We start from the raw sequence: 18,692 nt of genomic DNA, 5'->3' as shown, positions 1-18,692 counted from the left end.
TCACTGGACGGTGAGAACGGGCTTGATCGGGCCGGTCAGCCCCGTCAGGTCCTTTGCCGCGATGGTCGCCCGCCGGGTCTGGCGGGGCATGAAGGCCGAGAAATCGCCGATCTTGAAATCCTCGGGCTTCAGTTCGCTACGCTTGCCGGCCGCGTCGGTCAGCCGGACATCGGACGCGGTCAGCACTGCGATTCCCGCGCCGCTATTGGTGATGCGCAGCATCAGGTCGCCATTGGGCGCGCGACCGACATCCTCCACCGCCAGCACCGCCTTGGCATCCTCGGGCGAGACGATGATATGGCTCAGGAAGTTGAAGCTGACCTTCACGTCGGTGGCCGCACCCGAGCTGCTGGTCGCGGTCGCCATGCCTGGCGCGCTGACCGGCAGTTGCGAGACGCGCACGCCGTACATGCGCGCCTCGGTCAGGGCAGGATCGCCGATATACCGGATCTGCACCGTCTGCTCCTTGCCCGGATCGATCGAGGTCTGGGCGGGATAGACGAGCACGTCTTTCTCCTCATCGACCCTGGTGGCCGCCCCGGCCTCGTTCACGGTGGCGCGGAACGGGGTCATCTCCAGCGAGATCGGGACCGCGCCCGAGTTCTTTATGATCATGCTAACCCGCGCCTTGGGTCCCGATGGCGCGATCGTCGTCAGCATCGGCTGGACCTGATAGCCTTGCGCCACGGCCGTCGCCGGCCAGGCGGCGATCAGCAGCGCCCCCGCGATGAGCGTCCTTGAAATTCGCATGTCCCGTCCCCCTTTTCCGCCATCTTCCACCTCTGAAAAAGGGGAGCCGCTCGCGGCGTCTCCCCTTTTTCGATCAGGTGGTTCAGACCGAGGTAGCGGTGAAGCTGAACACCTCGGCATAGGTGCCGGCCGGCGCGGCATTGGCCGGATAGTTGCGCGAGGTGGGCGTGTTGTTCGGGTCCACCGCGACGTTCAGGTTCATCGACAGCACCAGCGGAATGCCGTTCGCCACCGCTTGCGTATAGCCCGAATTGGAGCGGGTGAACTGGTTGCGATCCTCGGTATTGCTGCCGGGGAAGGTGTCGTGGGCGGGAATGTTGAACGCGCTGTCGCTGGCCGAATCCACGCTCACGTCATAGTTGATCCGGTGCTCCATGCCGTTGATGGTCTGGAGGAGATCGCCATTCTGGGTGCGCAGGATGAACTTGGTGCCGGACACGGCATTGCAGGACAGCCGCAGATTGGCCACCGTCTGCACGCCGGCCATGGCGACCGAGGCGGTGCCGCTCGATACGTTGGTCAGGTTGACGTTGCAGTAGGGCGCGACGACACCCTGAACGTTCAGCGTTTCCGCCGATGCCGGCACTGCGACGATCCCGGCTGCGATGGCAGCCGAAGCGATGATCAGACCCTTCATCGATTTTCTCCTGTTATGTGGTTTCACCCGCCCTTTGTCCGGCGGTTTCCCTTTGCGACCCCTCGGGAACGAACCCCTTGGCGTCGCATGAACGCTAGGTGAATTCCTCGATGGTGAAATCTCACACATTGGGTAGGTCGTCGAAAAAGTCTTCGATGACGAGGTCTTTATAAAAATGCTTCAAAATGGGACAGGTGTTAATAATGGTCCGCCCATCTGGGGATTTTCATCCCCATAATCGGTGCATAATCCGTTCGAAATCAGGCGAATACGACTCATGGACTCGTCGAGGGAAGTGCATCACGCCGGAACGATCCGTTATGTCTGTTCCAGTCTTACCAGGAATCGAGCCAAAGCAGCATAGCAGTGGATCGGGTTGTGACGGTCGAGATTCCTACACTGCGATCGCCTTGAGTCGTCTGAACAGCCGTCATTCAAGGGGGAACATATATGGTCAGTATAATGGAGCAGGTGGCGACATCTGCGCGAGCCAGCATGTTTTCGCTGTGGGCGGAACATGACGAGCGCGCCAAGCTGATCATCAACGATCAGTTCGCTATACTCTGGGCCAATGCCGCGGCGCTGGAATTGCTCGAGGAGTTGGCCACCCGACCTATCAATCAGCGCTGCATGGCTGGCGGGGGAACGCATCGATCCGACCTGCTACGCTGGATCGTGCAATCCGTGCATGGTGAGGCGACGTGGATATGCCTGCCTCATGCCAGCGGCCGGCATCTCTTCTGCGCCGCGATCCAGCTTCGCAGCGAAGCGGGGGAACCGCTGATCGGACTGACGCTTCGTGCCGCGATGCCGACCCAGACGATCGAGGGTGATCGGTTGCAAGGCCTGTTTCACCTCACCGGAGCCGAGCGCCGCATCGTGCAGGCGCTGTTCAACGGTTGCACTGCCGAGGAGGCGGGGGTGGCGCTGCACATCTCGATCGGGACGGTGCGGGTGCATATCCGCCACATCTACGAAAAGCTCCAGGTCGGATCGCGCGAGGCGCTGTTCCACAAGCTGCTTCCCTATATCGGCGCCTGACCGCCGGGCTTCCACACAATTGAGGAAACCTATGCAAGGTATTGTGCAAAGGTGATTGTTCTTCATCGCGCGAGCCGTCAAACCCGTCGCCAGCCATGACCGGTGTCGCCGATACGCGTCCTGCCGCGGCGATCATGCGAACGAAGGATGCTTGGATGGACGCTCGTCGGACTGCGCTATTGTCACGTCTCAAACCGTTCGTCAGCCGGTTGCGGCCGAAGCTGGGGCTGCGCAACGATCATGGCCATGGAGCGACGCGGCGCTGGGAGATCGCCCCTGGTACAAGGACCGTCAGTCCGGCGGCACTCTACCATCCCGCCGATCTCGACCGGATCACCGGGGTGGGCTCCGCGATACGCGACGTCGCGTCCGAGCGTCGGCGCGTGGTGGGGGGACCGGTCGAGAATGCCCCGACGATCGCCTATGAACTGAAGGACGCCGTGATCGCGCGCGGGCAGATCTTCACCTGGCGCACCTATCTACAGGTTGGGATGGAGCCGGCGCCCGTGATGGCATCATTGATGGCGCCGCATTATGATCACGCGTCGATGGCCTCGTCCTGGATCGGTTGCCGCTATTTCGGCCACTGGTTGATGGACGATCTGCCCCGCCAGCTTGCGGTCCAGTCCCTTGCGCCACCGCTGTCGGTATTGACCCAACCGACGGCATCGCAACGCGATTATGCCGCGCAGCTTGATTTGGTCATTCCCGTCACGCCGGAAGCGCGGGTCGACCGGCTGATCGTCATCGACGATTTCGGTCAGAATGCGGACAAGCAGGATCGCTACGAGCGACTGCGCGCGCTGGCTCGGGACCGGTATCCGACGAGCCGCGGACAGCGCGTCATGTTGCTGCGCGGGGCGACGGGCAAGCGGCGGATGCTCGTCAACGAAGCGGCGCTGGCGGAGGCCCTGGCCGCGCAGGGCTTCATCGTCCTCGATCCCGCTGAGACGCCGGTGTCGCACATACTCGCAACCTGTGTCGACGCGGATTTGGTGGTCGGCGTCGAGGGCAGCCAGATGTTGAACGGCGCGCTCTGGGCGCGGCGCGGCGGGGCGGTGCTGACGATACAACCACCTCATCGTTTCGAACTGATCATCAAGGATTTGTGCGACGCGATCGGCCTTCGCTATGCCTTTGTGGTCGGCGAGCAGCAGGGCGAAAACGACTTTGCCGTCGATATCGATCAGGTCCTGCGGATGATCGACCGGATCGATGCAGAGGCCGCCGGATAGTTATCAGGCCCTTGCGGATCGGATCAAGGATGAACTGGCTGGCTCTGGAGTCCAGTTCGTCCGGGGTTGCCCCGGCGGCCGGTTGCGGGAAGCGCAACGATGACGGTACCGCATGTCGTCAAGGGCCGCGATCATGCCGGACCAAGGAAAGACAATATGCGGGTCCTCCTGATTGGTCTGGGCGACATCGCCCAGAAAGCCTATCTTCCGGTGCTGTCCAGGCGCGCCGATCTCGACATTCATCTGGCGACGCGCGACCAGGTCGTTCTCGACGCGGTCGGTCGTGCGTTCCGTATCGAGCATCGGCATGCCAATGCGACGGATGCGTTGTCCGCCACGTCCTTCGATGCCGCCTTCGTCCATGCGGCGACGCCGGCGCACGCCGACCTTGTCAGACTGCTGATCGAGCGCGGTGTCCCGACTTTCGTCGACAAACCGCTCGCGGACAATCTCAGCGACGTCCAAGCGCTTGTGGCCTCGGCCACGGCGCGTGCGGTTCCGCTCATGGTCGGTTTCAACAGACGCTTCGCCCCCGACTATATGGCTCTGCGTGGCATCGGCGCGAACCTCATCCTCATGGAGAAACACCGGTTTCGCCAACCGGACGCGCCGCGGCGGGTGGTCTTCGATGACTTCATCCATGTCGTCGATACACTGTTGTTCCTCGTGCCTGGCGCGGTCCGCCGACGCACGGTCGAGACCCATGTCGTGGACGGCCTGCTGCACGCCGTCACCCTCACGCTCGCTGGCGATGGGTTTACCGCCATCGGCACGATGCACCGTGACAGCGGGCTAGACGAGGAGCGGCTGGACGCGATGGGCGGCGGGGCGCGCCACACCGTGCTCAACCTCGCGGAACGCATCGAAGCGCGTGGGGTGCAGCATTCGCATCGACGGGCCGACTGGACATCGGTCGGGCGGCAACGCGGTTTCGAGGCGATGTGCGCGGACTTCCTGCTTGCGGCGAGCGAGCGTCGGCCGGTCGACGGCGCCGCCATCCTGGAGACGCATGAGACATGCGAGGCAATCGTCCGGCATGCGCAGCATTGAACCATCCCGTTCTGATACAGGTGACGGCGCTTTAGTGGCTGATAGTTAACAGAAATTCATTGAGAAAATCGGTGCTTGTGGCATGATTGCGGTCGGCACTCGACCCCAAGCGTTGGCAAGTATCGATCGATCTCGATCGTCACTGACCCTTGAGGACAACCAGCGGGGCCGAACAGGGAAGAATGTGATGGGGAAGATCATCCGTTACGTGATCGCCGGCGTCCTTTCGACGGCGGCCCTGCAGGTGTCCCAGGCCGAGGCGGCAACGCTGATCGTCGACGTCGCGGGCGCGCAGAGTTTCGCCGCATTCGGCGACGCGCAGAATAGCGTGCAAATCTTCAACATCGGAGCCGCATCGCGGGTCACCGGCCTGGCATACGCCGTGACGATCACGGCATTCGATCCAAGCTACCTGTCGGAGACGTCGGTGGGGTTGACCAGTTCGGATGGCGGTGCCGGCTTGACCCTGACGCCCGGCGGCAACGACAACAATCCGGGGACGGCCAGCTACACGGGCTCGGCGGATCTCGTCGTGCTGGGCCTCGATTTCATGGTCGGTGCGGACGGCATCCTGCGGTTGGAATATTTCGAGGATCTGGACGATATTTCGGTGTCGCCGGATGCGCGCTGGGCCGCCGGCACATTGACCCTGACCTATGACGAAGCCACTGGCACGGTTCCGGAACCCGCCACCTGGGCGATGATGCTGGTCGGATTCAGCCTGATCGGCGGCGCGGCGCGCTATCGTCGCCGCGCTATGAAGATTGCCTGGGCCTAACTGTTTGATCTCCGAATTTGATGGTGTGCCCTATCGATGGATTCGAAGAACGCGTTCCGGGGCGAGTCACCCAGCGATCCTGATAGGCGAACCATGATCGGCGGTGTCGCCGTCGCGGAGGCGCGCGATCTGGACCCTGCTGTTCTCGAGTAGTACGTTGATTTCCGTGGTTGCTTCCCCAGCCTGCGCTGCGCGCTTATGCAATTCCTCCGCCACTACCTTGAAGCCACTGCCCGCTTCGCCGGCCCGGCCCGCCTCCACGGCCGCGTTGAAGGCAAGGAGATTGGTCATTCTGGCGATCACGTCGATCTTCCCGACGATGTTGGTGACGCCATCCAGCATTTGCCGCATCGCCAACGACGTCTCCTCGACCGTGTGACGTCGTGGCGTGATATCGACGCCACGCATCAGGATGCGGTCGATCCGACCTTCGAGGTTGATCATCGGCGAAAACACAGCGTCCAGCCACATGTCGTGGCCCCTGGAATCAGGCCATGCGACTTCGCACCGCACCACCTCGTTGCGAAGCACGCGCGCGATCTGGTCGCCTGATAGGATCTTCGCCAATGGCCGCATGGCGCGATCCGCGAGAACCGGGTTTAGCGCTTGGCATATCCCATCGTCGTTCCATTCCGCCATGGCGGTGGAGGCACCGATCGCCTTGAGCTTCAAGTCGAACTGCAGAGACTGCATCTTGGTTTCGGTGATGTTGGCCTGAATCGAAATGAAATTCTCGATTTGCCCCTGCGCATCGGATCGATTGCCAGCGAAATCCAATAGGGCTCGCCATGCTTTTATATTTCAAGATCTCATCGTAAAAGGCTTCGCCATTCGCCAGCTTGCTCCTGATCCGCGCGATGGTGTCCGGGTCGGTTGCGACACCCTGCAGGATGCGACCAGGCGACTTGCCCGTCGCCGCCGCATCCGTATATCCGGTCAGGCGGCGAAAGCCTTCATTGACATAGATGATGCGCCGGTCGCGGTCCGTGACGACGGAATTCTCGGCGCCGTCAGCGACCAGCGAGAGTAGATTGAACCCTTGTTTTTCCTCGACGCGTTTCGTGATGTCGCTGGCATATTTCACACCTTGAACGCTATGCCGTTCGGATCAAGGATCGGTGTGTAGGACGCCTAGAGCCAGATGGAACGACCCGACCGAGTCCGTCGGCAGAATTCACCGGATAGACACTCGCCGCGATTGAGCGCTTTCCGGAAATCGGCATAGCCGACGCTGTCCCGCTCTTCGGGTAGCATGAACATCCGGTGGTGCCGGCCGACGATTTCATGTTCGGCATAGTCCACCGCGTCGCAGAATATCTTGTTCGCCGAAGTGATGATCCCGTTCAGGTCAAAGGTGATCACTGCCTGCGTCAGACCGATCGCAGCCATTTGGCCTGCGTGATCGGCGCTTTTGAGCTTGGCGTTCGTGATGTCGGTGGCAAACTTGATGATCCTGAATGGAACACCATCCGCGTTGAGTAGGGGGTTGTAGACGCCCTGGATCCAGATCCGCTTGCCGGCCTTGCTGACGCGGGGAAACTCTGCCGAGAAGAATTCGCCCGCGCGCAGCCGACCCTGGAAATCGGCATAGGAACGGCTGTTCGCCTCGTGCGGGTCGACGAACATGCGGTGATGGCGCCCCACCACTTCGTCGAGTATGGCGCGCGATCAGCGATCATTCCTCATCGCCCACGTCAGATTAAACGATTTGCACAACGGCTCATCCCATCATAGCTTAGTCGGCATATCAAAGCTCTATAGCAGGCTGTGTGCGGCGGCAGTCGCCGTTGCAGCGATGTGCGCGAGTACGCGCCGTCGGCACCGTTCGCACCTTGAACCCCATCTCAAACGCCGTACCTTTCGCGGATGGCTGATTTCGACGACTCCTCCGACGCGGCGCTGGGCGCAGCATGCAACCGCCTGGCGGCCTGGGTCGAACCGCTGCCCGAGGGGCACGTGATCGATGCGGCCTCTGGGCTGACGGAGCGCGATCTGGCGCTGATCCTGCGGCATCTCCACGCGACCCGGCTGTCCGCGTCCCCGGACGGGCCGCCGGCCGCGCGCGACGCACCGCCACCCGGTCGCGCGTCCGTGCCGGTCACGGCGCGGCGCTGATCGCATGTGCAACCGCGCCCGGCTGGCCAGCGAGCCCGAGACGCTGTTCGAACGCTTCGGGGCCGGCTGGGCGGACGGCGTGGTGCGGCCGAACCGCGATCCGGTCGAGCTGTTCCCCAAGAGCAAGGCTTTCGTCGTCCGCGAGGCGGGCGGGGCCCGGGTGGTCGACCTGATGCTGTGGGATGTGCTGGGCGGCGCGGCGTCATGGCCGATGACGAACGTGCGCAACCTGGGCCTGCCGCAATGGCGCCGGCTCGCCGCCGAGCCGCGGCACCGCTGCCTCGTGCCGCTGACCGAGTTCTGCGAGTGGACGCCGGACAAGCACCCGGTCGGCGACGGGCCGCCGATCAAGGGCGAGATGTGGTTCGCCGTGCCCGACCAGCCGGTGTTCGCGATCGCCGGCTTCTGGCAGCCGGCGGCGAAGGGCACCGGCTTCGCGATGGTGACCTGCGATCCGAACGATCTGGTCGCGCCGATCCACCCCAAGGCGATGATCACGATCCTGCCCGAGGCGGACTGGGACCGCTGGCTGACCGGCAGCTATGAGGACGTGGTCGCCCTCCAGCGGCCCTATCCGGCGGAGCGGATGACGGTGCGCGGGCCGGTGTTCCCGACGCGCAAGGGTGGCCAGGCGGCGGGGTGATTCTGCGCAGCCTGTCGATAACAAGTGGTGATGTGCGTTGGCGCCTGTCATATCGTGGCTATCCCGCTGTAATCCCGACAATGGTAGCCTTGTGGCGGCAGATAGGAGGCAGAGGTGAACCAGCAAGATCAAGCACGCTTGGAGCTTGCATCGGACCTTCTCCGCGACGCCCTCGCGATCCTGGACGAGCAAGGCTGCGCGGTCGCGGCCGCCTATCTGGACGGCGTGATCTGCCTGGTCGACGAAGCGTCAGCGCGAGACCGGCATTTCGTACGCGGATGACAGGATCGCCTCCATTTTCGACATGCCGGCTTGGGTCAGTTGGACGTTTCGCCGTGCCAGCGCGCAGGGTTCGACGATCCCGCGATCGCTAAGGACTTTCACCCAGCGTTCCACGATCGCCGGCAGTAGGCCGGTCTCGGTCGCGATATCGGAAACGCCGACGACGCGCCCTTCCGCCTCGGCAAGGTAGACGCAGTTCAGTACAGACCAGACCGGATCCGTCGACAAGTCGTCACCCAGTGCCGCCTTGCGCACCTCGTGCAAGCGCCGGATGCGCAGCGCCATTTCCCACAACCGCGCTGGCGGCGGTGTCCGCCCGTCATCATTCCAGAAGATCGTGCTGACGAGCCGATCGGCATCGGTGAACCGGGTGACATACAGGTTCGCGGCAATGATGGTGCCGTCCGGTCGGATATACCGCTTTTGCAGGCGGAATGGCGGTGCGCGATCGACGAGAGAGGCCAGCATCGTCGCGCTTCGGTCGAGATCGTCCGGGTGGGTGATGGTGCGGTACGAAGCGCCGATCACCTCCGCCTCGCTCAATCCGACAAGATCGAGAAACCCCCGATCTGCGGTGAGGATGATACCGTCGATCGTGGCTACGCAATGAGCAGTCGGCATCGTCACCACAATCTTGAAGGCCAAGCCGCCTAGATAGGCCCATTGGCTGATCTGCGACAAGCGCCTCGAATGGACGTTTTAGAAGCCAATTTGGTTCATGTTGTGGAAGTCGCGCCATGATGCACCGCCTTGCTTGATCCGGTTGCAGGTCACGGCGAATTTCTGTTTGGCTGGCCTCCCTCAATCGCATCTTCTGATGGCGGGTGCGTTCGAGGTTGCCGCCGCGACGGATGGCGCGTCATCCCGAAAACGATCCTATGGTCAAACATTATCCCGCCCCTCCTGCCGAGGTAAGTCAGCAGGCAGCGTTTTTGAGCATCGGCCGGTAGAATATACCGTCCAAACGGCAGTATTTCGTGAATGAATCCCGCCCTCAACAATGTGATGTCGATTTTGACTAATTTGATGTTACGATTACAGCTGTATCAACAGCGATATTGACCCATAAACTACCCTTTAAAATTACGAGGATTTAATCTGTCGCAAGTGCTTCCTCGATAGACGGCGCTAAAATACCTTGGGGCAAGTGCTTCATCATAATCTGCTACTGTCAGTCATTCCTTTCGCCCTGCTAATCCCTGCGCAAGCGCAGGCGCAAGCTGCACCGGATGGCGCATCTACAAACGACCAAGCCGGTGAGGAGACTACGGCTGGCAAGGATATCATAGTCACCGCCGTCGCACGTGGCCGCGATCGACCGTCGAGATTTTCCGCAACATCCCCGGCATCCGATCGGAAAGCTCGGGCGGCGACGGCAATGCCAATATCGCGATCCGCGGCCTTCCGATCGCGTCGGGCGGCGCCACGTTCCTGCAGTTGCAGGAAGACGGCCTGCCGGTGCTCGAATTCCGCGACATCACCTTCGACAATGCCGACATTTTCCTGCACATTCCTGCGCGCCGACACGAACGTGTCGTCAGTCGATGCCATTCGCGGCGGCTCCGCCTCGACCTTCTCGTCCAATTCGTCCGGCGGGGTCATCAACATGATCTCCAAGACCGGTGACGTGCCGGGCGGCGCGATCATGGCGACCGCTGGCCTGGACTGTGGCGAGTATCGGCTCGACTTCGATTACGGCGCCAAGCTCACCGACACCCTGCGCTTCCATATCGGCGGCTTCTATCACCAGGTCCAGGGGCCGCGCCGCGTCAGCTATGACGGAACGAAGGGCGGCCAGATCAAGCTGAACGTCACCAAGGAATTCCGTGGCGGCTATATGCGCTTCTACGGCAAGTTCCTGAACGATCGGTCGGCGGCCTATCTGCCCAACCCCGTGCACGTGACCGGCACCAACGCCGATCCACGGTACGGGATCGTACCGGGATTCAGCATCGCCCGCGACGCGCTGCTGTCGCGCTACGACACCAGCAACGTGACGCTGGATGGCCAGAACAATCCGGTGGTCGACGATATTCGCGATGGCCAGCATCCGATGGTCAACGCCTTCGTGGTCGAGACGCGCTTCGAGGGGTCGGGATGGACCGTGACCGATCGGTTCCGCTACTTGGACATCTCGGGCCGGTTCATCTCGAACTTCCCCTCGGCGGTCGACGGCGCGGCGGCGACCGCACGGCACTGGGCGGCGCGGGAGCGACGTTGCGCTATGTCAGCGGCCCCAATAACGGCCAGGCGATCACGAACCCGTCGGGGCCGAACGGCAACAGTCTGCTTGCGCGCGTCGTGGTGTTCGACACCAAGCTCAACAGCCTCGACATTGTCACCAACGACCTGCGCGCCAGCCGCGTTTATGACATCGGCAAGGGCGAGCTGACCATGACCGCCGGTTTCTACAAGTCGCGCCAGACGATCGATACCGACTGGCTGTGGACCTCGACGCTGATGGACGTGCGCGACGATGGTCGCGCGGCGCTGGTCGATGTGGTCGAGGCCGCGGGCGTGCCGCAGACTCAGAACGGCTATTATGCGTTCGGGGCGGACTATTTCGGAGGCTGCTGTCTTCGCAGCGACCGCGTCGATTACAATGTCAACGCGCCGTCCGGGTCGCTGAACGACAAGGTCGGGCGTTTCGCGCTGGGCGCCAGCGTCCGCTACGATTTCGGCAATGCACGCGGATCGATCTTCGGATCGGATATGGGCGGCGGTCATGTCGGCACCACGGCGCGGGACATGAACGGCGACGGCGTGATCTCGGCGGCCGAGCGGCGTGTGGCGGTGATCCCGCTGACCAGCCCGACGCCGGTCGATTGCGGTTAATACTATCTCTCCTATTCGTCGGGGATCAACTTCCGCGTATCGGAGCCGTTCGCCATGTTCGTCCGCTATAGCCGGGCGGGGGGGGCGCCAATGCCGACCGGATGTTGTTCGGCCCGGCGGTCAGCACGACCGATGGCCATTTGATTAATCGCGATGCCGCCGTCGATCATGTGCGCCAGGCGGAGCTGGGCCTGAAATATCGCAAGAAGGGCATGCATGTGACCCTGACCGGCTTCTGGGCGCGGACCGCGGAGCAGAATTACGAAGCGACCCGCCAGGTCTTCATCGATCGTGAATATCGCGCCTCTGGGCTGGAGCTGGACGGGGCGTATAGCGTCGGCCCGTTCAACATGACCGGCGGTGCGACCTGGACCGATGCCAAGATCGTCAGCGATGCGCTCAACCGCGGCCTGGTCGGCAATCCGCCGCGCCGTCAGGCCCGGCTATCTTCCAGGCGACGCCGCAGGTCGATCGGGACCGCGTCACGATCGGCGCGAACGTGGTCGGCACGACCAGCAGCTATGCGCAGGACAGCAACCAGCTGAATCTGCCCGGCTATATGGTGGTGAACGCCTTCGCGCAGTTCCGTGCGACCGACCGTATCCTGGTTTCGTTGAACAGCAACAACCTGTTCAACGCCTTGGGCTTTACCGAGGCCGAGGATGGTGTGATCCCGGCGAATGGCATCGTGCCGGCGCGGACCATCAACGCGCGGACGACTTCGCTTTCGGTGCGGGTCGCCTTCTGACGGGGACATGGGGCGTGAGGATCGGCTCACGCCCTGTATCTCCCATGAGGGGACATGATGGGCGGCGGAGGAGGTCTCCGCCCTGGTACACCATGTTCGTAGTTTTAGGATTTCAGCCGATCAGCCGTTCGATCTGCGCCAGGACGTTGCGGGTGTTCATCGGTTTCGGAACGAAGAAGCTGTCGATCGGCATATCGGCCGGGCGCGGGCTCAGCGCGCCCGAGGTGACGATCAGTGCAGTGGGCGGAAACCGGTCGCGGACATAATGGGCCAGGTTGAGGCCATCCAGGGAGCCGGGCATCTGAATATCGGTGAGGACGACGCGGATGGTGCGTTCCCGCTCCAGAATTTCGATCGCCTCGTCCGCATCGGCCGCCTCGAACACGCGAAAGCCGGCATCCTCGAAGAAGTCGATCAGGTCGAACCGGATCAACGCCTCATCCTCGACGATGAGGATGGACCTGGTGGTGATAGGCTTGCTCTGACCCATGACGCTTACTCGCAAACCTTCCCATTGTCGCCCAACGGGGCGTCCAAGGTGAACACAAGACCGCTCGACGGGAAGTCGAGCTTTGCGGTCCCTTTAAAGTAGGAGCGCAGGGATCGTTCGATCATCCGCTGCCCGAAGCCCTGGCGGGTTGGAGGGCGCACTATAGGCCCGTCAACCTCCTGCCATATAAGACGAAAACGTGGCTTTTCGCCGATCGATCCATGCGTCACGTTCCAGGTAAGATCGACATGTCCAGCGTCCGTCGACATCGCCCCATATTTGCCGGCGTTCGTGGCCAGCTCGTGCAACGCCAGTCCGAAGGCCAACGTGATCTGCGGATCGAGCACAATCGCGGGTCCTTGCATCCGGATGCGATCACTGAAGCCATGGGGTGCCAGGGTCCGCCGGATGATCTCGTGCAGATCGGCCGCCGCCCAGGATTTGGCGGTGAGGACATCCGTGGCTTGCGCCAGGGCGGTGAGGCGCGCCGCGAGCGCGTCATTCGCGGCAGAGAGATCGGTCGATTGCCGCAGGGTCTGCGCCGCGACCGACTGCACGACCGCCAGCACGTTTTTCAGCCGGTGGCTGAGTTCGTCGTTCAGCAGCTGCTGCTGTTCGCGCGCCTTGTGGCGTTCGCGATTGTCGCGCGTGACCGTGCCGTAGCCGATCTGGGTGCCGTCCGTGTCGAACACGGAGAAGACGGTGTACAAGACCGGGATCAGTTCGCCGGTTCGGAAGTGACGGAACAGGCGTTCGCCGGACCAATTGCCTTCGTTCTGGACGGCGGGAAGCACCTGCGCCTCTACGATCTCCGCCTCTTCCGGCGGGAAGAAGTCGGCGATGACCACGGCATTGAGCGCCGACCGGTCCAGGCCGACCAGGTCCAGGCCGGCATCGTTCAGGGAGAAGACGGTGCCGTCCATACTGGCCAGGCCGATGAAATCGGTGCTGTTCTCGACCACGCGTTGCAGACGACTGCTTTCCTCCTGCGCCTCGCGGATGGCCGTGATGTCACGGGACACCGACAAGATGCCGGTCGGGGCGCCGTCCGGCCCGCGTACCGGGCTGACGGCGACGTGCCACCATTTCGGCGTACCCGCCATGGTGGAGGCATTGCCGACGAAGCTGCTGCTTTCGCCTGCCTTTGCGGCGGCGACGGCGGCGCGCGCCTCCACATTGCCTCTGCCTTGCCAGAAATCGGGCCAGGGGCATCCCGCGATCGCGTTGAAGTCGCTGACCTCCATGATCTTCTGCCCACCTTCGGACATGAAGGTCAGGCGCGCGTCGAGATCGAGGATCTTGATGCAGTCGGTCGAACTGGCAAGGACGCTGGAGAGGAAGGATTCGCGATCCGACAAACGGGCGAGCGCGTCGTCCTTTTCGAGGGTCAGGCTCTGTGCGCGGGCAAAGGCTGCGTGGAGTTCGGCCGCAAGCATCCCGACGCCAACGGAAATCGCCAGGAAGATGAGGCTGGCGACCCATTGCACGTCGGTCAGCCAATATGGTTGATCGGGATTTGCGATTGAGATGGCTGCGACGGCCGTTGCCAGGACACAGGCGTAGACGCTGGGCACGCGTCCCAGCATCAGGCCGATCGCCAGGATTGCCGGAACGAAAAGCAGCCACGGCAGGATCGACGTCACGACGAACGCCCGGAACAACGCCACTACCAGGACCGCAGCCGTGGCGACGACGAAACGCAGTGGTTGACTCAATCTATACTGTAATGACCTTGACAGCAGGCGGTCGATGGCAGGGATGGTCTTGCTACGCGGCATGTGAATCGTCCAGTGCAGGACCTCGTTCTGCTTGTCTGCAATGCCATAGCACATCCGGAATGCAGGCCTATCGCGCGATAAGCGTTGGCAGGTGGATCGGATTTGGCGATCATCCGCTGACGAGAACACATCCGGACATCCATGCTGCACGCTGATGCCCGCGTCGGCCGAGCTGAACGACGGTCTGGTTGCGGCCATCGATCTGATATTCAGAGGCGAGGTAATCGACATCGTCATCGCGTTGGAGGCGGTGAGGGAGGATTTGGAACGGTTGGTCGATCAGCCTGTGGTGAAGCGGTAGGACACAGGTTCGGTTCGCTGCCTGGCGCCGGGGCGGGATAGATTTCGCCGGGCCACCGCCTCCATAAGAGCGGAAAGCAGAGGCGGGGCGGACGGACTATCCGGCACCACCCCCTGGGTCGCCACCGCAGTCGACGTCGAATGCCCAGGCGATTGGATGCCCCCCACGGGATGCCGCATCAGCCGGGGCATACGGCCACGCATCGGCACCCCCCATACGCCAACGGATCGCCCGGCTAATCCGCATCGGTGTGATCGGGCGCGACGTCGACCGGGCGCAGATTGGCGTGGCGACGGCAGGATCAGCCTCGACCCGCTTCGGGAGGCCAAAGGCGTCGAGGTGCAGGAGGCGCATGGTTAGCGGATCGGCAAAGACATCACCGCTGAGTTGACCGGTGACAATCTCCGCAAGCACGTCCACCGACGCGGCGCCGAGCATCGTGCCTGGGTGCCGACTTGGCGTTGCACATACCGATGCGGTTTCATCTGGCTTGGTGCCATCCTGCTCAACTTCATAGGTATGTGTCGTTCGCGGCGCACCGCGTTGGTGCACTATCGTCCCTCATACGCGACCTCGCAGGCAACGCATTTAAACCGATTGCAACCATCCAGGGTCTAACCGGTTGCGAGGTTTGTATAATCCCATATGGTTGGAAGATGGCGACACAAGTTCGAGGGGCAGGCATGGGATTGAAGGGTGCGAGCGGTGCTGAAGTCGGACAGCTTGGCGACACGCAACGTCGACTGGATGCCGTTCTCAACAACGCCTCCGTCTCGATCATCCTGATGGATGAGCGGCAGCAATGTATCTACATGAACCGCGCGGCCGAGAAGCTGACCGGATTCACGCTGGACGAGGTGCTGTCGCTGGATCGCCCGCTCCATGACATCGTCCACCATACGCGACCGGACGGTTCGCACTTCCCGCTTGCCGAATGTGCGATCGATCGCGCCTTCCCCGAGCATAACCAGACCCAGGGGGAGGAAACCTTCGTCCACAAGGACGGGAGCTTCTATCCGGTCGCCTTCACCGCCAGCCCCATTCGTGACGAGGCGTCGAGAACGATCGGCACGATCATCGAGGTTCGCGATATCCGCGACGAGAAGGCCGCGCGGGAGCGTCAGCGCCTGTTGATCGACGAACTGAACCACCGCGTGAAGAACACGCTCTCGGCCGTCCAGTCGATCGCCTACCAGTCGTTGAAGGGAGCCGACGCGGATGCGCGACAGGCCTTTGAAGGCCGGCTGGTTGCCCTTTCAGGCGCGCACAATGTCCTGACGAAGGAGGGGTGGACAGGAGCCAGCCTCTATACCGCCATCGAGACGGCGATTGCCGCCTACCAAGCGCCCGGTCGCTTCGAACTCGACGGGGTCGATCACCCGCTCGCACCCAAAATGGTGGTTTCGCTTTCCATGGTGATCCACGAACTGGCCACCAACGCCGTCAAATACGGCGCCCTGTCGGTGCCCGATGGATTGGTCCGTATCGAGTGGCAGGTCAGGCGGCAGGCGGCGGGAGGCGAGCGCCTTGCGATGCGCTGGGAGGAAGTCGGCGGGCCGCAAGTCGAGGTGCCGACCCGGAAGGGTTTTGGCACGCGTCTTCTGGAGCGTCAGGTCTCCATGGAGTTCGATGGATCAATCCAGCTCCAATACCGTCCATCCGGGCTGGTGTGCCAGATGGATCTCGGTCTTCCGCATCCGGGCAGGGCTGACGTCGCCATATCAGAAACAGCGACGGGCACAGCGTCATGACCATGATGCCCCCCCATTCCCTCAATGGCCGTCGCATTCTTCTCGTCGAGGATGAGAGCCTGGTTGCGGCCCTGGCGGAAGACTTGCTGCTTGACGCGGGATGCGAGGTGCTTCTCGCGATGCGCCTGGACGAGGCCATGATGCTGGCGGATGACGACGAGGTGGAGCTTGGTATCCTCGACGTCAATCTGGGCGAAGACCGGAGCTACCCCGTCGCCGATCTGCTGCGGGCCCGGGGGACCCCCTTCATCTTCGCGACCGGTTACGGCCGGGCAGGCTTGAACGGCGCCTATCAGGACGTGCCGGTCCTGCAGAAGCCGTACCGGGGGGATGAATTGCTCAAGTCTGCTGACGATGCATTGCGGGGTAGTTCGTGGCCGCGAGGGGGAGCGGCATCGGTTCAGCCGACCTTCTGAACACCCAACCTTGATCTTCATGCGGACGCGCGCCATCGGGGTGGAGCATTCCGACATCCGGATCACGTTCCCGTACGTAGCGCAAAGCGGTCCAGCGATAAGCAGGTCAGGCGATTTGTAAGTTGTTCATGCTGACGCCGTTCACCTGCTCCATGATTCGCGCTGACAACGGAGTTAGCCCCTCTGGTGCCGCACCGGCGAGCACATCCGCATCGCCGGCATCCAGGCCCCCGATTTCGAGAATGCCGCCCCCTGCCGCCACCCGGCCCGCCAACGCCGAGCCTTTCGCTGCGACAACCGTATCGTCGCCCGCTCCCCGACCATCAGCGCGGCAAGCGGCAGCTTGGTCCGCATATGGTCGCGCATCGCCCAACCGACGATCTCGCGGGTCGCCAAGTCGAGGACGGCCGCGAGATACAGCCGGCCCTCGCCGGTGGCGATGTAGGTGATGTCCGCAAGCCAGATCCGGTTCGGTGCGTTTGCCACGAAGCGGTGTGCCAGCAGGTTCGGAGCGACCGGCAGATAGTGGCGGCTGTCGGTGGTGCATGGCCGGAACCGGCGCCCGGCCAGCGCGCGGATGCGGTGTCGCCGCATCAGCCGCTCGACGCGGCCACGGCTGCACCGATGGCCTTCCGCCCGCAGGGCGGCATGCATCCTGGGCGCTCCGTATCGTCCCTGATGGCGCGCCTGGAGACGACGCACGTCGGTGAGCAACGCCAGGATCGCGCGCTCCGTGCGCGAGCGCGCCAGTCGTAATAGCCGCTGCGCGACACACCGAGCATGCGGCACATGACGTTCACCGGCCAGGTGGACCCATGCTGCTCCATAAAGGCGAACTTCACCGCGGCATCTCCGCAAAGATGCCGGCGGCTTTTTTTAGGGTCCGGAGCCAATAACGGTCTTTGGTTGTGTGCCTGATGGTGATTCACTGCCTCTGTGGGGAGGTGGTGCGATGTCAGATTTCTTCTGGTTTTCGGATGCGCAGTGGGAGCGGATCGCTCCACTGCTGCCGACCGACGTGCGCGGCAAGGCACGGGTGGATGATCGCCGTGTACTGAGCGGGATCGTGCATGCGCTGCGCTGTGGAGGGCGCTGGGCGGACTGCGCGGACGTGTACGGGCCGAAGAAGACGCTGTACAACCGCTTCGTGCGCTGGGCCGGACGCGGTGTCTGGGATGGCATCTTCAGCGCGCTCGCAGGTGCGGACGGTGTACCGGACCGGCCTTTCATCGACAGCAGTTGCATCAAGGTGCACCGCTGTGCAGGCGGCGGAAAAGGGGGGCTTGGCCCATGGTATCTGCCGCACCAAAGGCGGTCGGAACACCAAGGTCCATGCCGTCTGCGACGCCAGGGGCCGCCCTCATGTCCTCCTGCTGACGCCGGGAAACGTCCACGACTGCAAGGTCGCCAAGGCCTGCATCGCTGCACTGCCACCATCCGCCGAACTCGTCGCCGACAAGGGATACGACAGCCAGGCGTTGCGCGAATGGCTCGACGAGCGCGGCACCCAGGCCGTCATCCCGCCGCGGCGCAACCGCAAGGTCCAGTACGACTACGACCGCACCATCTACAAACAGCGAAATGTCATCGAGCGCATGTTCTGCCGCCTCAAGGACTGGAGGCGCATCGCAACCCCCTTTGATCGCAACATCAAAAACTTCATGGCAACCATCGCCTTAGCGGCCGCAGTCATCTGGTGGTTATGAGTCCGGACCCTAGAGCAGATTCCGATCAGTACGCATCATATCCTGCAGCGGCGAAGTAGTTGGCGCACTCGGCAGGCGTGAAGGTGTCGATGGCGGCACCGATGGCGCGGTACAGGTCGTCGCGGGTGCGAGCGGC

The 18,692-nt window shown here is 62.8% G+C and carries 22 protein-coding genes and 2 pseudogenes; 15 read left to right on the top strand and 9 right to left on the bottom strand.

What is annotated here, in order from left to right:
• Together BRX43_RS04775 and BRX43_RS04770 are read right to left on the bottom strand one after the other, a co-directional pair.
• On the bottom strand, positions 1–750 hold the full coding sequence (locus BRX43_RS04775; protein ID WP_125993719.1) for a fimbria/pilus periplasmic chaperone: 750 nt from the start codon (positions 748–750) through the stop codon (positions 1–3).
• Between the two features lie 82 nt (positions 751–832).
• Positions 833–1,387 carry a hypothetical protein gene (locus tag BRX43_RS04770; RefSeq protein WP_125993718.1) on the bottom strand — a complete coding sequence of 185 codons (555 nt, stop codon included), beginning with the start codon at positions 1,385–1,387 and terminating at the stop codon, positions 833–835.
• A gap of 495 nt (positions 1,388–1,882) precedes the next feature.
• Here BRX43_RS04770 and BRX43_RS04765 point away from each other — a divergent pair, with 495 nt between their 5' ends.
• From BRX43_RS04765 to BRX43_RS20790, 4 genes are all read left to right on the top strand, one after another.
• Entirely contained in the window at positions 1,883–2,428 is a 546-nt protein-coding gene (locus tag BRX43_RS04765) for a LuxR C-terminal-related transcriptional regulator (RefSeq protein WP_164523527.1), read from the top strand.
• Positions 2,429–2,607: 179 nt separating this feature from the next.
• Positions 2,608–3,663, top strand: coding sequence for a glycosyltransferase 61 family protein (locus BRX43_RS04760; RefSeq protein ID WP_164523526.1), 1,056 nt, complete (start codon positions 2,608–2,610; stop codon positions 3,661–3,663).
• Between the two features lie 99 nt (positions 3,664–3,762).
• Positions 3,763–4,713 (top strand): Gfo/Idh/MocA family oxidoreductase, encoded by a 951-nt coding sequence (locus BRX43_RS04755; RefSeq protein ID WP_206433107.1) that lies wholly within the window; start codon positions 3,763–3,765, stop codon positions 4,711–4,713.
• Between the two features lie 82 nt (positions 4,714–4,795).
• Positions 4,796–5,491 carry a PEPxxWA-CTERM sorting domain-containing protein gene (locus BRX43_RS20790; protein WP_241214777.1) on the top strand — a complete coding sequence of 232 codons (696 nt, stop codon included), beginning with the start codon at positions 4,796–4,798 and terminating at the stop codon, positions 5,489–5,491.
• Between the two features lie 66 nt (positions 5,492–5,557).
• On the opposite strand, the gene BRX43_RS21145 is transcribed toward BRX43_RS20790, so the two are convergent.
• Both BRX43_RS21145 and BRX43_RS04735 read right to left on the bottom strand, forming a co-directional pair.
• Entirely contained in the window at positions 5,558–6,268 is a 711-nt protein-coding gene (locus BRX43_RS21145) for a methyl-accepting chemotaxis protein (RefSeq protein ID WP_277600153.1), read from the bottom strand.
• Between the two features lie 354 nt (positions 6,269–6,622).
• On the bottom strand, positions 6,623–7,135 hold the full coding sequence (locus BRX43_RS04735; RefSeq protein ID WP_277600156.1) for a PAS domain-containing protein: 513 nt from the start codon (positions 7,133–7,135) through the stop codon (positions 6,623–6,625).
• Between the two features lie 222 nt (positions 7,136–7,357).
• Here BRX43_RS04735 and BRX43_RS04730 point away from each other — a divergent pair, with 222 nt between their 5' ends.
• A complete protein-coding gene (locus BRX43_RS04730) occupies positions 7,358–7,606 on the top strand; it encodes a hypothetical protein (RefSeq protein ID WP_125993711.1) in 249 nt (82 codons plus the stop codon).
• Positions 7,607–7,610: 4 nt separating this feature from the next.
• Complete coding sequence (locus tag BRX43_RS04725) at positions 7,611–8,249, top strand: SOS response-associated peptidase family protein (RefSeq protein WP_125993710.1); 639 nt, start codon at positions 7,611–7,613, stop codon at positions 8,247–8,249.
• A gap of 249 nt (positions 8,250–8,498) precedes the next feature.
• Here BRX43_RS04725 and BRX43_RS04720 read toward each other — a convergent pair whose 3' ends face one another.
• Positions 8,499–9,176: a PAS domain-containing protein gene (locus BRX43_RS04720; RefSeq protein ID WP_241214776.1), complete on the bottom strand. Its 678-nt coding sequence runs from the start codon at positions 9,174–9,176 to the stop codon at positions 8,499–8,501.
• Positions 9,177–9,857: 681 nt separating this feature from the next.
• Between BRX43_RS04720 and BRX43_RS20780 the strand changes: the two genes are divergently transcribed.
• The 5 genes from BRX43_RS20780 (at position 9,858) to BRX43_RS20760 (ending at position 12,114) form a co-directional block, all read left to right on the top strand.
• Complete coding sequence (locus tag BRX43_RS20780) at positions 9,858–10,157, top strand: Plug domain-containing protein (RefSeq protein ID WP_346962849.1); 300 nt, start codon at positions 9,858–9,860, stop codon at positions 10,155–10,157.
• A complete protein-coding gene (locus BRX43_RS20775) occupies positions 10,138–10,923 on the top strand; it encodes a hypothetical protein (protein ID WP_241214775.1) in 786 nt (261 codons plus the stop codon). The genes BRX43_RS20780 and BRX43_RS20775 overlap by 20 nt, the downstream gene beginning before the upstream one ends.
• Positions 10,836–11,366 (top strand): hypothetical protein, encoded by a 531-nt coding sequence (locus BRX43_RS20770; RefSeq protein ID WP_241214774.1) that lies wholly within the window; start codon positions 10,836–10,838, stop codon positions 11,364–11,366. The genes BRX43_RS20775 and BRX43_RS20770 overlap by 88 nt, the downstream gene beginning before the upstream one ends.
• Positions 11,367–11,467: 101 nt before the next feature.
• On the top strand, positions 11,468–11,911 hold the full coding sequence (locus tag BRX43_RS20765) for a hypothetical protein (RefSeq protein ID WP_241214773.1): 444 nt from the start codon (positions 11,468–11,470) through the stop codon (positions 11,909–11,911).
• Positions 11,866–12,114 (top strand): TonB-dependent receptor, encoded by a 249-nt coding sequence (locus BRX43_RS20760; protein WP_241214772.1) that lies wholly within the window; start codon positions 11,866–11,868, stop codon positions 12,112–12,114. The genes BRX43_RS20765 and BRX43_RS20760 overlap by 46 nt, the downstream gene beginning before the upstream one ends.
• A 112-nt stretch (positions 12,115–12,226) precedes the next feature.
• Here the strand turns inward: BRX43_RS20760 and BRX43_RS04710 are convergent, their stop codons facing one another.
• Together BRX43_RS04710 and BRX43_RS04705 are read right to left on the bottom strand one after the other, a co-directional pair.
• On the bottom strand, positions 12,227–12,604 hold the full coding sequence (locus BRX43_RS04710; RefSeq protein ID WP_125993709.1) for a response regulator: 378 nt from the start codon (positions 12,602–12,604) through the stop codon (positions 12,227–12,229).
• 5 nt (positions 12,605–12,609) lie between these two features.
• A complete protein-coding gene (locus tag BRX43_RS04705; protein ID WP_241214771.1) occupies positions 12,610–14,436 on the bottom strand; it encodes an HWE histidine kinase domain-containing protein in 1,827 nt (608 codons plus the stop codon).
• A gap of 100 nt (positions 14,437–14,536) precedes the next feature.
• Here BRX43_RS04705 and BRX43_RS20200 point away from each other — a divergent pair, with 100 nt between their 5' ends.
• From BRX43_RS20200 to BRX43_RS04695, 3 genes are all read left to right on the top strand, one after another.
• Entirely contained in the window at positions 14,537–14,683 is a 147-nt protein-coding gene (locus tag BRX43_RS20200) for a hypothetical protein (RefSeq protein ID WP_164523525.1), read from the top strand.
• A 683-nt stretch (positions 14,684–15,366) separates the two neighbouring features.
• Positions 15,367–16,434: an HWE histidine kinase domain-containing protein gene (locus BRX43_RS04700; protein WP_241214770.1), complete on the top strand. Its 1,068-nt coding sequence runs from the start codon at positions 15,367–15,369 to the stop codon at positions 16,432–16,434.
• Entirely contained in the window at positions 16,431–16,850 is a 420-nt protein-coding gene (locus BRX43_RS04695; protein WP_241214769.1) for a response regulator, read from the top strand. The genes BRX43_RS04700 and BRX43_RS04695 overlap by 4 nt, the downstream gene beginning before the upstream one ends.
• Positions 16,851–17,168: 318 nt before the next feature.
• Here the strand turns inward: BRX43_RS04695 and BRX43_RS04690 are convergent.
• Positions 17,169–17,728 (bottom strand): annotated as a pseudogene (locus BRX43_RS04690) (IS3 family transposase); the annotation flags it as partial.
• Between the two features lie 74 nt (positions 17,729–17,802).
• On the opposite strand from BRX43_RS04690, the gene BRX43_RS04685 reads away from it, so the two are divergent.
• A protein-coding gene (locus BRX43_RS04685) for an IS5 family transposase (protein ID WP_125993707.1) occupies positions 17,803–18,556 on the top strand; the annotation gives its coding sequence in 2 pieces (ribosomal slippage) (positions 17,803–18,134 and positions 18,133–18,556; 756 coding nt in all).
• Between the two features lie 25 nt (positions 18,557–18,581).
• Here BRX43_RS04685 and BRX43_RS20755 read toward each other — a convergent pair.
• Positions 18,582–18,692, bottom strand: a pseudogene (locus BRX43_RS20755) (IS630 family transposase); the annotation flags it as partial.

It is taken from the genome of Sphingomonas sp. S-NIH.Pt15_0812 (assembly GCF_003951315.1).
Lineage (GTDB): Bacteria > Pseudomonadota > Alphaproteobacteria > Sphingomonadales > Sphingomonadaceae > Sphingomonas.
The sequence above is the reverse complement of the archived record's forward strand: the minus strand, read 5'-3'. Positions and strand labels throughout refer to the sequence as shown.

Excerpts from the sequence above, each read along its gene's own strand:
- BRX43_RS04775 (WP_125993719.1), bottom strand. The coding sequence starts at position 750 with ATGCGAATTTCAAGGACGCTCATCGCGGGGGCGCTGCTGATCGCCGCC.
- BRX43_RS04770 (WP_125993718.1), bottom strand. The coding sequence starts at position 1,387 with ATGAAGGGTCTGATCATCGCTTCGGCTGCCATCGCAGCCGGGATCGTC.
- BRX43_RS04765 (WP_164523527.1), top strand. The coding sequence starts at position 1,883 with ATGTTTTCGCTGTGGGCGGAACATGACGAGCGCGCCAAGCTGATCATC.
- BRX43_RS04755 (WP_206433107.1), top strand. The coding sequence starts at position 3,763 with ATGACGGTACCGCATGTCGTCAAGGGCCGCGATCATGCCGGACCAAGG.
- BRX43_RS20790 (WP_241214777.1), top strand. The coding sequence starts at position 4,796 with ATGATTGCGGTCGGCACTCGACCCCAAGCGTTGGCAAGTATCGATCGA.
- BRX43_RS04730 (WP_125993711.1), top strand. The coding sequence starts at position 7,358 with ATGGCTGATTTCGACGACTCCTCCGACGCGGCGCTGGGCGCAGCATGC.
- BRX43_RS04725 (WP_125993710.1), top strand. The coding sequence starts at position 7,611 with ATGTGCAACCGCGCCCGGCTGGCCAGCGAGCCCGAGACGCTGTTCGAA.
- BRX43_RS20775 (WP_241214775.1), top strand. The coding sequence starts at position 10,138 with ATGATCTCCAAGACCGGTGACGTGCCGGGCGGCGCGATCATGGCGACC.
- BRX43_RS20765 (WP_241214773.1), top strand. The coding sequence starts at position 11,468 with ATGTTGTTCGGCCCGGCGGTCAGCACGACCGATGGCCATTTGATTAAT.
- BRX43_RS04710 (WP_125993709.1), bottom strand. The coding sequence starts at position 12,604 with ATGGGTCAGAGCAAGCCTATCACCACCAGGTCCATCCTCATCGTCGAG.
- BRX43_RS04705 (WP_241214771.1), bottom strand. The coding sequence starts at position 14,436 with ATGTGCTATGGCATTGCAGACAAGCAGAACGAGGTCCTGCACTGGACG.
- BRX43_RS20200 (WP_164523525.1), top strand. The coding sequence starts at position 14,537 with ATGCCCGCGTCGGCCGAGCTGAACGACGGTCTGGTTGCGGCCATCGAT.
- BRX43_RS04700 (WP_241214770.1), top strand. The coding sequence starts at position 15,367 with ATGGGATTGAAGGGTGCGAGCGGTGCTGAAGTCGGACAGCTTGGCGAC.
- BRX43_RS04695 (WP_241214769.1), top strand. The coding sequence starts at position 16,431 with ATGACCATGATGCCCCCCCATTCCCTCAATGGCCGTCGCATTCTTCTC.